Origin of the sequence: Nostoc sp. UHCC 0252 (assembly GCF_034931145.1) — a bacterium.
Classification (GTDB): Bacteria; Cyanobacteriota; Cyanobacteriia; order Cyanobacteriales; family Nostocaceae; genus Nostoc.
Genome location: NZ_JAYGHE010000065.1, coordinates 8821 through 21613 on the forward strand (window position 1 = coordinate 8821; position 12793 = coordinate 21613).

Annotated in this window: 14 protein-coding genes; 7 read left to right on the forward strand and 7 right to left on the reverse strand. The window is 41.8% G+C overall.

Features of this window, described 5'->3' with window-relative positions:
• The first annotated feature begins 51 nt into the window (after nt 1–51).
• The 3 genes from VB732_RS27195 to purU all read left to right on the forward strand — a co-directional run bounded on the left by VB732_RS27195 (nt 52) and on the right by purU (nt 3290).
• Entirely contained in the window at nt 52–1719 is a 1668-nt protein-coding gene (locus VB732_RS27195) for a GldG family protein (protein ID WP_323233991.1), read from the forward strand.
• Nucleotides 1720–1788: 69 nt separating this feature from the next.
• A complete protein-coding gene (locus VB732_RS27200) occupies nt 1789–2412 on the forward strand; it encodes a DUF4340 domain-containing protein (protein ID WP_323233992.1) in 624 nt (207 codons plus the stop codon).
• A 23-nt stretch (nt 2413–2435) separates the two neighbouring features.
• A complete protein-coding gene (gene purU, locus VB732_RS27205; protein ID WP_323233993.1) occupies nt 2436–3290 on the forward strand; it encodes a formyltetrahydrofolate deformylase in 855 nt (284 codons plus the stop codon).
• A gap of 99 nt (nt 3291–3389) precedes the next feature.
• Here the strand turns inward: purU and VB732_RS27210 are convergent, their stop codons facing one another.
• Nucleotides 3390–5822: a PhoX family phosphatase gene (locus VB732_RS27210; protein WP_323233994.1), complete on the reverse strand. Its 2433-nt coding sequence runs from the start codon at nt 5820–5822 to the stop codon at nt 3390–3392.
• Nucleotides 5823–6306: 484 nt separating this feature from the next.
• Here VB732_RS27210 and VB732_RS27215 point away from each other — a divergent pair, with 484 nt between their 5' ends.
• The 3 genes from VB732_RS27215 to VB732_RS27225 all read left to right on the forward strand — a co-directional run bounded on the left by VB732_RS27215 (nt 6307) and on the right by VB732_RS27225 (nt 8975).
• Complete coding sequence (locus VB732_RS27215) at nt 6307–7101, forward strand: hypothetical protein (RefSeq protein WP_323233995.1); 795 nt, start codon at nt 6307–6309, stop codon at nt 7099–7101.
• A 119-nt stretch (nt 7102–7220) separates the two neighbouring features.
• Nucleotides 7221–8816 carry an alkaline phosphatase D family protein gene (locus tag VB732_RS27220; RefSeq protein WP_323233996.1) on the forward strand — a complete coding sequence of 532 codons (1596 nt, stop codon included), beginning with the start codon at nt 7221–7223 and terminating at the stop codon, nt 8814–8816.
• Nucleotides 8817–8849: 33 nt separating this feature from the next.
• Nucleotides 8850–8975: a hypothetical protein gene (locus VB732_RS27225; protein ID WP_323233997.1), complete on the forward strand. Its 126-nt coding sequence runs from the start codon at nt 8850–8852 to the stop codon at nt 8973–8975.
• A 122-nt stretch (nt 8976–9097) separates the two neighbouring features.
• Here VB732_RS27225 and vapC read toward each other — a convergent pair whose 3' ends face one another.
• The 5 genes from vapC to VB732_RS27250 form a co-directional block, all read right to left on the reverse strand.
• Nucleotides 9098–9505 carry a type II toxin-antitoxin system tRNA(fMet)-specific endonuclease VapC gene (gene vapC, locus VB732_RS27230; protein WP_323233998.1) on the reverse strand — a complete coding sequence of 136 codons (408 nt, stop codon included), beginning with the start codon at nt 9503–9505 and terminating at the stop codon, nt 9098–9100.
• Nucleotides 9502–9846, reverse strand: a complete 345-nt coding sequence (locus tag VB732_RS27235; protein WP_323233999.1) for a hypothetical protein — start codon at nt 9844–9846, stop codon at nt 9502–9504. The genes vapC and VB732_RS27235 overlap by 4 nt, the downstream gene beginning before the upstream one ends.
• A gap of 87 nt (nt 9847–9933) precedes the next feature.
• A complete protein-coding gene (locus VB732_RS27240; RefSeq protein WP_323234000.1) occupies nt 9934–10260 on the reverse strand; it encodes a DUF3140 domain-containing protein in 327 nt (108 codons plus the stop codon).
• Nucleotides 10261–10269: 9 nt separating this feature from the next.
• A complete protein-coding gene (locus VB732_RS27245; RefSeq protein ID WP_322674149.1) occupies nt 10270–10485 on the reverse strand; it encodes a DUF2945 domain-containing protein in 216 nt (71 codons plus the stop codon).
• Between the two features lie 111 nt (nt 10486–10596).
• Complete coding sequence (locus VB732_RS27250; RefSeq protein ID WP_323234019.1) at nt 10597–10752, reverse strand: hypothetical protein; 156 nt, start codon at nt 10750–10752, stop codon at nt 10597–10599.
• Between VB732_RS27250 and VB732_RS27255 the strand changes: the two genes are divergently transcribed.
• Nucleotides 10706–11389 carry an ATP-dependent Zn protease gene (locus VB732_RS27255; RefSeq protein WP_323234001.1) on the forward strand — a complete coding sequence of 228 codons (684 nt, stop codon included), beginning with the start codon at nt 10706–10708 and terminating at the stop codon, nt 11387–11389. The two genes, VB732_RS27250 and VB732_RS27255, sit on opposite strands and share 47 nt — an antisense overlap.
• Nucleotides 11390–11460: 71 nt before the next feature.
• Here the strand turns inward: VB732_RS27255 and VB732_RS27260 are convergent, their stop codons facing one another.
• Nucleotides 11461–12483, reverse strand: coding sequence for a diguanylate cyclase (locus VB732_RS27260; protein ID WP_323234002.1), 1023 nt, complete (start codon nt 12481–12483; stop codon nt 11461–11463).
• Nucleotides 12484–12793: the final 310 nt, after the last annotated feature.

Sequence of the window (12793 nt, forward strand, 5' to 3'; positions counted from 1 at the left end):
GCTTATAACTCATAATTCCTAACTCCTAACTCCTCACTTCAGTTTAAGAATATGAAAATAGTTGTAAAAAAGAAACTGTGGAAATATTTGTTTTGGTTGGGCCCATTCCTAATTGCTGTCGGCTTAACAGTTGGGTTAGTCTCTGAACAGTGGGGACTAATTACATTAGCATTTTTGATTACAGGAATTGTAATCAGTGGGTTGGGGATAATATGGCAAAGCTACCAGAGTAGTTGGTGGAAACGTCGTTCTACGCAAGCTGGGACTAATGCCTTAGTAGCAACTCTGGCAGTGTTGGCAATTTTAGGATTGATTAACTTTTTGGGAACTCGTTATCACTTACGGGCAGACTTAACAGAAAGTCAATTGTTTACTCTTGCGCCCCAGTCACGCGAATTGGTGAGGGTTTTACCACAGCCAGTTAAAGTATGGGTGTTTGATATTAACCAAAATCCCCAAGACCGAGAACTGCTTGAAAATTATCAAAGACAAAGCTCAAAATTTCAATTTGAGTACATCGACCCCCAAGCTAGACCAGGACTTGCAGAAAAGTTTGGTGTCAAAGATTACGGAGAAGTTTACTTAGAATCTGGCGATAAACGGCAATTAGTGCAAACAGTAAATCAAAATGAGCGCTTGTCAGAAATCAGATTAACTAGTCGCCTGCAACAACTAACAAGTTCAACCACAGCCAAAGCTTATTTACTTCAAGGTCATGGCGAACGTCAACTTTCTGCTGGTAAAGGTGCAATATCACAAGCGGTTCAGGGATTAGGCGACAAAAATTTCACAACATCACCGTTAAATTTAGGAGAAACTGCCAAAGTTCCTCAAGATGCCTCTGTCGTAATCGTAGCTGGCCCCAAGCGAGGGCTGTTTGAAGGCGAAGTCAAAGCTTTGCAAGAGTATCTTAATCGCGGTGGTAATTTACTGCTGATGATTGATCCTAATACCGATCCCAAAGTTGACAGCTTGCTACAAGAGTGGGGTGTTCGTCTAGATAATCGTTTAGCAGTCGATATCTCTGGCGAAAGCGTGGTAGGACTTGGCCCTGCTGCACCCTTAGTCACAGAATATGGAGAACATCCGATTACCAAAGATTTCGGTAACGGTAATTCTTTTTATCCGATTGCCCGACCACTGGAAATTACCTCTGTGCCTGGTGTTGAGGCTACTCCTTTGCTACGAACTAAACCCTACCCCAGCAGTTGGGCAGAAAGCGACCTCCAAACCGAAAAGTTGGAGTTTAATGAGGGTAAAGACCTCAAAGGGCCTCTAACCTTGGGCGTTGCCTTAAGCAGAAAACAATCACCCAAATCTGCTTCCACTCCCCAACCTACACCGACACCTTCACCCCTACCATCACCAACCACTCAAAGCAAGGCTTCCCCCACTCCCCCTGCTTCCCCTGCTCCCACTCCTTCCCCCACTCCCTCATCTCAAACAGCCACCGAGTCCCGTTTAGTGGTTTTAGGAAATTCCGATTTCGCCACCGATGGTTTGTTTCAACAGCAATTAAATGGAGATGTATTCCTCAACTCAGTTACTTGGCTGAGTCAACAGGATCAGCAACCCCTTTCCATTCGCCCTAAAGAACCAAAAAACCGTCGGATAACTCTGACAACTACACAAGGTAATCTTCTTATATTGTCATCTCTGTTGCTTTTACCTCTAATTGGGTTTGCGATCGCACTTATTATCTGGTGGAAACGACGATAAGAGAAAGTTAGGAGTTATAAATACTAACTCTTCGCCAATGACAAATTACAAGTGACAAATGACTAAAAAATGAAATTGCCGAAAACGACTTTAATTTTGATACTGCTAACGCTGGGTTTAGGCAGTTTTGTTTACTTCTATGAAATTCGGGGCGCGACTGTACGAGAAGAAATAAAGGAGCAAAAGCAGCAAATTTTCTCTTTTGCAGAAGATGATGTGCAGTCTTTAACAGTTAAAACGAAAAAGCTTACTCTGAATTTGGAACGTAGCCCTGAATCTAGTAACCCTAAGTGGGTAATCAAATCTCCGATATCAGGCCCAGCAAATGATGCTATTGTTTCTTATTTGACGGATTTGTTGGTCAAGGGTAATAGCGATCGCACTTTATTAACTCCAGCAAAAGAGCTTGGAGAATTTGCTCTAGATCAGCCCCAAGCAACTATTAATATCACCCTAAAAAACCGACAAAGCCATCAGTTGATTTTAGGAAAATCTAACTTTAACGGACGTTTCTTGTACGCTCAAGCTGATCCAGCCAGTAAACCCGATGGAAATATAAATGTGCTGTTGGTATCTACAGATTTTGCAAATGCCGTGAATCGGGAACTATCAGAGTGGAAACAACCTGTAGATAATAGTCAGAAACTTCCTCCGCTCACCATTCCTAAACCGACTCCGACAAACAGCAAATAATTAATTCAAAATCTGGCGATATTATGACAAATCCGACAGCAACATTGCTGATTTCTTGTCCCGATCAACGTGGACTGGTAGCGAAATTTGCCAATTTCATCTATTCTAATGGTGGAAATATTATCCATGCAGACCAGCACACAGATTTTGCTGCTGGGTTATTCCTCACGCGTATTGAATGGCAATTAGATGGGTTCAATTTACCGCGAGAATTTATTGCTCCTGCATTTAATGCGATCGCTCAACCTTTAGGCGCTAAGTGGGAAATACGTTTTTCTGATACAGTACCACGCATTGCTATTTGGGTAAGTCGGCAAGACCATTGTTTATTTGACTTAATTTGGCGACAACGCGCTAAAGAATTCATTGCTGAAATTCCTTTAATTATTAGTAACCATTCTAATTTAAAGGTAGTTGCAGAGCAATTTAATATTGACTTCCAGCATATTCCCATCAATAAAGATAATAAAGCAGAACAAGAAACCCAACAATTAGAATTATTACGCAAGTACAAAATAGATTTAGTTGTATTGGCGAAATATATGCAGATTGTTAGTGCAGATTTTATTAGTCAATTTCCACAAATTATTAATATACATCATTCATTTTTACCAGCTTTTATCGGAGCAAACCCTTATCATCGAGCTTTTGAACGTGGTGTGAAAATTATTGGTGCAACTGCTCATTACGCTACTGCTGATTTAGATGCAGGCCCAATTATTGAACAAGATGTGGTGCGAGTCAGCCACCGTGATGAAGTTGATGATTTGGTGAGAAAAGGCAAAGATTTGGAGAGAGTTGTATTAGCAAGAGCGGTGCGATCGCACTTGCAAAATCGTGTATTAGTCTATGGTAATCGAACAGTAGTATTTGAATGATTTTATATCCCAACAAAAAAACGTCCCATCGCTGTGTAAGCAAGGGGAGCAGGGAAGGAAGAATTTGATTTTCGTATTCGATCTAAAAATCGGATAGTGTTAAACAAAGCGACCGCTTGATTGTTTGCGTCGAATCCCAATCACACTTGGACGCGGTGGCCCGTCAGAATTCCCCTCAATATTGCTGGGCCAATTACTACCACGAGGTACACTGCGTTTTTGAGTAAACAAAGTGCCATCCAAGTTCAAAATCTCAATATCTCGGCTGAGAGTTTGCTGAGGGGTGAATGGTACTTCTTCACCAGGATGCTGCACCGAAATAATCAGTGTATCGCCAACGAAAGTAGGCCCGGTTAACTCACAGCGTGGTGGCCCATAAGCAAAAGGTACAACTTCCCCAGCATCAGGGCCACTTGTGGGAATGAAGAAAAGAAAGTTATTGCCAAAAACCCCAATCAGGTTAGAAGTTCTGACATTAAAATTAGAATCATCCGCGCTGGGTGAGTTAGAACCCACTACCCGATGGTCTACCCGTAATACTTCTGGGTTAGCGCCTGTGCTGAAACCATTGTGGGCTTCAGTAGACATATCAGTGACACCCCAAATGTTACCTTGGCTATCAAATGCTAAGTTATCTACATTAGCAAAGCCATCTCCGGGTTCTGCACCTGCTTCACCACCTTTAGCAAATCGCTGCCAACGGAAGCTTGTACCTGTACCATCAGCACTATCTTCGATAATTTTAAAAAGTGACCCTGAAGGTTGTGCAGCGTTGACTTTAGCACTGTACTTAGAAACTACAAAGATTCGTGAATCAGGATATCCATCTCCTGAAGGCGCACCATCTGTGTAAGCGATAAAGACTTCGTTAGAATTTCTCGGATTGATTTCTATGTCTTCAGGACGAGCCGTTGGAGTTCCGCCGATGAGATTAGCAGCTAAAAAAGCATCAACCAAAACTGCACCTTGGCTGGTGTAGAAATCAGACAACTTTTTGCCCTTGTATGCAGGTATAGCTTCAGCCTCACCATAAGAGGCAATAGTTCCGGTTGAATCAACAATTGGCTCTATTGTGACAACAATTGACCCACCATTTTCAGTTTGTCCTAAAATACCACTGCGCTTTGGTAGCCGAGTATTACCATTATTAGAAGCTTTGCCCAATGCGGCAATTTCTACAGAAGCAAGAGTTGAAGGTGGAATCGGATTTGTCGGCGTGTTTAGTTTGAGAGGAATCCATTGTCCTGTACCGTTGGCATTGTAACGGGCGACATATAGAGTACCGCTTTCAAATAAGCGACTATTTTTTTTATCAGTGGGATTTGTAACTCTACCAGAACTGACAAACTTCCAAGTGTGGCCGCCGCGCCGATCATCTCCCATATAACCCACTAATGGTTTCCCAGCTTTCGCACGCACAGCGATATTTTCATGGCGGAAACGACCTAAAGCAGTATGTTTGCGTGGGCGGAAACTTTGGCTTGATGGATCGATTTCTACCATCCAGCCGTATTTTTCACCAACTAAGCCAAATCTAGCGCCTGTTGTGCCTTCGATGTAGCTTGTTTGTGTGCCATTGGGTTTGACAAGTTCCTGAACTCCGACAAAAGAGCTTGGACTGGCTTGAAAGTTTTCTTCAGCTGACAAAACAGTTCCCCAAGGAGTTGTACCGCCAGAACAGTTAAATCCAGTACCGATGATTTTGTTACCTAATCCGTCAGTGCTGAGGGGGAAAACTTCTGTCGCACTTGGCCCAGTACCAATTAGATAATTGTTGTCTCCTCGCTGGTAACTTCTGCTACCCCAAGATGTGATGTTTTTATAATTATCAGTGCGATCGCGATTAATTCCTAAACCAGAAAGTCCGTGGATGCGGCGGTTTTTCGGATCACGCACCACAGCAAAGCGGCCACTGCGGTTTGGGCGGGCAATCCGCACAACAGAGCCGCCAATGTTATACATGAATTCACCCAACACTTCGATATTAGTTCTGTCTTCTGGTAAATCTCGACCAATGATTAGGGGGTAAGATGTGGGAAATCCTCCTAAACCGCTATCAATTAAGAAGCCAGGTACAGTTGTAGAAAATGGGTAGGAGATGTATTCGTGATTGTTCCAAAGGTAGCCGTCATTGGGGCTTCTACCATCAATGGGAATAAAGCTGGTGTAGTCGCTATTGTAGCCAAAGTAATCTTCTCGATTTGGAAAAACGCGATCGCCCCAACTCACAATCACATACCGTTCGTATTCCGGTGGAACCACAACATCATCTACTATGCTGTAGCTACTTAACTGGGCATTAGCAGAGGGTTGTAATACATTTCCTTGCCCAATTCCTGTTGGTAAGTAGCTGTTTTGCTGTGTGTAAATCGGTAAAGGATGGGGCAACCGAATTGGGGTAAATTTTAGAGGTCGAACCGCATCAGCAGGATTACCGCTCAAAAGTTTTTCCCCAAAAGCAGGAGCTAGGACAGTTGCACCAGCACTTGCACCAAAAAAAGCGAGTAACTGTCTACGTGTAAATTTAGTCATTAGATTACCTCTTGTTAAGAATAGCTGAAATGATTAGCCTAAAATTTTTGCCATTTCTTCTCTAGAAATGATTAATAGCCAAGAAGAATCATTCTTTATTCATCGTCATTCAGATATTTCACCTATTGGCTGCATCTGGTCACTCTATTTTCAGCAAATTGATATTAGAGAACAGATGCAGAAATAATTATTCTTTCTTCTCAAGGGCATCAATATTTTTTCAACTTTGTAGCTAGTTATTTGGCATAAATAATATTAATTCACTTTTATAACTATGTAGGTGTACCTTTCCCAATGACATCAATCTTAAGAAGTAAAAATATTTATATCTCAAGGATGTTTATTGAAGATTTTTTTATTTTTAACGCTTACTTAAAATCTTGTTAACCTTCTGATTTGTAATTTGAGTTATAGAGAGATGTATAAATAGCTTTTGTAGTAAATACAGTATTGAAAGTTAAAGCTGAAAATTAAGGAGTAAATAATGAATAGGGTTGTTTTTTCTATTGTTAGTATCTTTGCAAGTTTGCTTCTACCTAATGCTGCTCTAGCTGCAATCATCAACGGTGGCTTTGAAAATAGCTTTGAAAAGTGGCAAACATTAGGCGATTACAGAGTAGAGACTTCAGCTTTCGGGAGCGGAACAGTAGAAGGAAATTCTCAAGCTTTTCTATCAACTGCTTATAATGAAGTGGTTGACGTTGACGAAAATGGTGGAGAAATTCTAGGAGGAAATGCTGCTACTGCTGTCTATATCACAGGCATTGCGGAGAACTCATTAGAAAATTTTTTAGATGTATCATCCTTTTTTGGAGAAGACTTTCTAGCAGATGCGATTGAGGGTTCTGCTATCAAACAAACATTCACAGCAAAAGCAGGAGAAACCTTATCTTTCGCTTGGAATTTCCTCACTAATGAAACAGTAGGTAATAATAGCAATCCTGATTTTAATGATTTTGCTTTTGTAACTGTGAGTAATAATTCTCAAGATTTATTTTTCAAATTAGCAGATACTACTACAGATTTTTTGGCTAGAGATTCGGATTCAAGCTTTTTTGAAGAAACCGGATTTAAAACTTTTTCTTTTAATCTACCAACTGATGGAGAATATACTTTAGCTGTCGGGGTTGTAGATGTAGGCGAACCAACAATAATTTCAGGGCTGCTTGTAGATCGGGTGCAAGCTGTTCCCGAAACAAGTTCAACAGTCAGTCTGTTAATTTTGGGAATTTTAGGAGCATTCTCGACGCTCAAATATAGTCACAAATCGCGCTATTAATTCAGATTAAATAACTGGGATTGTGTTGGAATAATCAATGCTTAACCTGATTGCAAAGAAGCATTAAAGTTACGCTGTTAAACTTTGCTGTGATTCAAACGCGATAATCAGGGGAGTATATGCAAAACTTCAACTTCGAGCGCTTGCTATCAAGTCGGCTGAGACGGCGACAAGTGTTGATTGGGACTGGAGCCTTAACTGGTTTTGCGATCGCCAATCAATGGTCTAACAAAGTTCTCGCCCTGTCCCGATTCTCTAATTATCCTTTTAGTCTGGGTGTGGCTTCCGGTGAACCACTTGCAGATAATGTAGTGCTGTGGACGCGTTTAGCTCCCGATCCGCTCAATGGTGGTGGGATGCCACAATATAATGTTCCAGTGCAGTGGCAGGTTGCTACCGACGAAAAGATGCGGCGAGTTGTCCGCAGTGGCACACAGATGGCTATTCCAGAATTTGGACACTCTGTTCATGTAGAAGTGCAAGGATTAAAACCCGCCCGTTGGTACTGGTATCAATTTAGGGTGGGCAATGAAGTTAGTCCAATTGGACGAACTCGTACTGCTCCTAACCCGCGCGATCGCGTTAATCGCTTCCGCTTTGCCTTCGCTTCCTGTCAAAACTGGGAGCAAGGATACTTCGCCGCTTACAAAAACATGGCTCAAGAAGATTTAGATTTGGTGGTTCACCTCGGTGATTACATTTATGAGGGAGCGCCGAGAGCGAATGCACTCCGACCTCATGAAGGTAATGGAGAGCCAGTGACACTGGAGGAGTATCGCAACCGCCACGCTCAATATAAAAGTGACCCCAGTCTGCAACAAACTCATGCTGCATTTCCTTGGCTAGTCACTTGGGACGACCACGAAGTTGACAATAATTGGGCGGATGAAATCCCTCAAGATCCAGAACAACAATCACGCCAAGCTTTTCTAGCTCGTCGTGCTGCTGCTTTCCAAGCATACTACGAACACATGCCACTGCGGGATTTTTCCAAACCTAGAGGCATTGATATGCAGCTATATCGACGCTTAAACTTCGGTAACTTGGTTGAATTTAATGTTCTCGATACTCGTCAATATCGTAGCGACCAACCTTGTAATGACACTATTGAGCCACGCTGTCCAGAAGCTTTTGATCCAAATGCCACTATGACTGGTAGTGAACAAGAGCAGTGGTTATTCCGAAATCTAGAGCGCTCTGGGGCACGCTGGAATGTTCTTGCTCAACAGATTGTCTTTACCCAGCACGACTGGACAGCAGGCCCTGAGACTGCTTTTAATATTGATGCTTGGGATGGCTATGTAGCTGCCCGCAGCCGTATTCTCAACTTCCTTGCTCAACGTCAGCCAGCCAACCCAGTTGTTATTACTGGTGACACACACTCCAGTTGGGTGAGCGACCTGAAAGCTGATTACAATAACCCTAACTCTGCTACAGTCGGTACTGAATTTGTTGGCACATCGATTACATCAGGCTTTGGCGCTAGTGACCGAATTGAGAAGGCTTTACCAGAAAGTCCGTGGGTAAAGTATTTTAATGGTAGACAACGCGGTTATGTTGTTTGTGACCTCAATCATCAACGTTGGCGCAGTGACTATCGACTACTGGCTCCATCTCCAGAGACTGGGCCTACTGTGCCTAATCCAAATGCCCCAATCATATCAACAGTCTCGTTTGAATTGCCGAATCAGGGCAGAGTGGAGCGGGTTCAATAGTTTCAAGGCTTTTTTAGATCGGGCTGGCTCCACATGCCAGCCTTTGATGCGATCGCCTACGGTGGTAACAGAGCTTGCCGTAAAGCCTGCGGCATAGCTCCGCTTAGGGCGCAGCATTTCGTAGAGAAGTGCGGGCTACGTCTACGCACCTACAATTAGTCTATGGTAATAAAACAGTAGTATTTGAGTGATTTTATACCCAAAGGAATGCAAGAGAGCGATGCCTACGGCGGGCTACGCCTACGCAGAAAGTTGTATAATTTTTTCTACCCAGTCGTTTGTCAATTATCTATCTCCCAATCTTCAATCAACAAGTTATTAACCCGCTTAAATTCTCTGGTGTTATGAGTAACAAGGGTTAAGTTATTTGTCAGTGTGATGGCAGGAATTTGTAAATCATAAGCTCCGATTGGAGTGCCTAATGCTTCTAGCTGAGATCGAATAATTCCAAATGTCATTGCTGCGAGATCGTCAAACGGTAGTGATATAAATTGAGCTAAAAATTCTTGCTGTAAGGTAAGATTCCTTTTTGGGTTGGCGCTTTTCATTGCGCCATAAAATAATTCAGATTTGACGATTGAGCAAACGGCAATATCTTTAGTAGCAGTGGTTTCTAGTTTCTGCTTTAGGGCGAAATTTCTACCACGCATATAGATAATGCAAGTGTTAGTATCTAACAGAAATTTCACAGGATGGGTTCGCGTTCTTGTTGTTTTCCTTGAGGATGGCGAAAGAATGTTTCATCTTGGATACATCCATAGAATTTAGTCAGAGGATATTCTGAAGTTTCAATTTGGGTTTCTGGTTGTAGGGACTCAATGAGGGTTTTTAGCAATGTTAAGCCTCGGCTAAGGTCTAGTTCTTCGGTGAGTTCAGCCAGAGGGGATTGACGAAAGAATTCTGAAAGTTTGGTGGGTTGGTTTGGGTGGGTGTTGTGTGTGGTCAAGCTTTGAGCAAGGAATTGGATCATATACAGTTTATCGCTAGGGGAAAGCTGAAGGAGTTGTTGTTCCAGTTCTGGTATAGCCATGATGGGGTTTAAGTGGAGGATAATTTTATTTTACTTTCACGGCGATCGCAGGAATTTGCCCACCTAAATGGCGGGCTATGAGGTACTTTACTTGAGTGGGTTGTGTCCCCAATTCTTCAAAGAATAGCACCAGCGTGTGTGTTCCAAATCACCCGATGGCTGCTGTGCAATATGACGATGGACATAACTAATAACTTTCTTCATGTGCGAAAGGTCATCGTCGGTGTAATCATCCTTTTTCTGCAATAGCTGGATGATACGCCGTCCAGATTTATGACCGATTGACTCATCGTCGCCATCCTTTTGTCCGACAGTTTGTGACTCATCTGTATCTAGCCAAGACTCTAGTTCTTTAGGTGTCATATTGACAGCTTGATGAAACTCGTCAATCACCGCTTTCACATCTTTACTCATGACTAAGCATTACTCCTCTACTTTCTTCAGAGCATCAGGCTTGTGAGCAGCTTGTTTTCCTGTCTTATCGCTTTCAACTAAGTATTCAGGGTTATCTTCACTTGCAGCAATATGGTGTTCTTTAATATCTGTAGGTGAAGTGAGCTTCTTTACTACTTTGCCAGTTGTCTTACCTTGTGAAGTGTTCCATTCAACGCGATCGCCCTTTTTAAATTCTTCAGCCACATTCATCTCCTATTTGATGTTTTATACCTACTAAGGTCACATTATGTCTGCGACTGGAAAAGCAGCCATCATTCTAGTGATAGAGAAAACATCCGTTGTTAAGCCAGTAATTTAATTAGCTGTGAGATGAAAAAATAGGCGATCGCTACAAGCTTGATACAAATGCTGTGCGATCGCATCATAATAAAGAAATATTAAGCAGATACTCAGAAAACTCTCAATGAGCCAGACTACCTTAAATTTAGTTGCAATATCTATCTTTCTCATGACCCTATCGGTACTGGTGGGGCCATTCTTCAACTTATCACCGGCAGTCCCAGCACTTGCTACCTTCACCATTTTGGGCATAGCGACATTAGATAGCTTCAGCTTGCAAGGCAAGGGTGGTACTATCTTTGTAGATTGGATTGCTGGTTTTTCAAAAGAACACCGCGATCGCATCGTCCATCACGAAGCAGGGCATTTTTTGGTTGCTTACATGCTAGGTATTCCCGTTACTGGCTACACACTCAGCGCTTGGGAAGCTTGGAAACAGGGGCAGTCTGGACAAGGCGGCGTTAGCTTTGACGATAGCGAATTAGCATCTCAATTAGAAGTGGGTAAAATCAGTGCCCAAATACTAGACCGCTACTGCACTGTTTGGATGGCGGGTATTGCTGCTGAAACCCTAGTTTTTAATAATGTGGAGGGTGGATTTGATGATAAAAACAAGCTGATAGGAGCCTTGACAGTTTTGGGCTTTTCGGAATCAGTTTATCAACAGAAACTACGGTTTCATGCACTCCAAGCAAAAACCTTACTGCAAGAAAATTGGTCTAGCTACGAGGCTTTAGTTAATGCTATGCGACAACGCGCTTCGATAGAAGATTGTCATGCTGAGTTAAAACTTCAAAGACACGATTAATCGCGTCTGTACAGGAGTTAGGAATTATAAATATTAATTCTTCACCAATTCCCCATTCCCCATTCCCACTTTTATGAAGAAACAGCTTTCAAATGTGAAACATGAGATAGGTAATTCGAGTGAATAACTCGATTACGCCCAGCATTTTTAGCCTGTAACAGACATTGATCGGCACGATTTAGCAGACTCTCTCCTTGCTCATCGTCGTCAGCTTGCAAGCTGGCTGTGCCCAGGCTTATAGTAATATTAATTGTCAGTTTATTACTAAGTGCAAATGGTTCGTCGCTGACTACGCGATTAAGACGACGGGCTACAAATAGCGCTTCTTCATCGTTAGTGTTAGCCAAAAGAATCACAAACTCTTCACCACCGTAGCGGAATGCTGTGTCTTGACAGCGTAGATTGTGACGCAGACGCTGACATAATACTTGCAAAATGCGATCGCCTACTAAATGCCCATGAGTATCGTTAACTTTCTTGAAATGATCTACATCCAGAATAATCAAACTCAAGGAAGTTTTTTGAGTCCTAGCTCGATTAATTTGTCTGGGCAAATCCCATTCTAAAGCACGACGATTATTTAATTCTGTTAACGAATCGGCTAAAGCGATCGCTGATAACATATCATTTGTCCGAATCAAGTCTCGATATTTTTGTGCTTTCCGTAAGCCGACAGCCAATTGAGCAAGTATTAACCCATGATTGGCAGTAAACTCTGCCAAGCTATGGCCTGTTTTGTCATCAATAAGATGCCAAATATAAGCATCGGCTCCTTGTTTTAAGGCCGCAGCACTCATCTCTAATTCTCTGTGCCAACCCTTATTTCTATCAGTAAGCTGCTGGGAACGATCTTCGAACAGAATACAGTATATCCAAGATAGTTTTGTCTGCTCTTTCAACCAACTGCACAGTTCCATACTTCCATCTAGGCTAGCCTGCACAAGTATTATATCGGGGGGTGTTGTTTTAATCTGCGATACTGCTTGATTCAGATTGTCTATAGCTTCTACACTAAAAGCAGTCGCATAACGGATCTGATCTGGAAGTGTAGCGATAAAATTCTTTTTTCCAAAGACCAGAATAGAAATATTCATTGCTTTATGTTTTGTCCTATTTAAATTTTAAAGAAATTAGTTTTAGTCACTTGCTGCTACCTCTGCCTAATACTAAATTTAATATTTTAGACTGAGTGAAATTTTTGGAGATATAACTTTTTTACGCCGAATTTACAATATTTTTCCAAATTTATCCCCTTTTAAGGCTTTATATCTACTACTATCTTTTCCTAAATATCCACTTCTGACAACTAATGTCTTCTTTACAGTATATTTTTCAAACAGTAAAAATACTGAATAATATTGAAATTTCTAAAAACTACTCATGTTCTTTCTTAAGTATTATTTT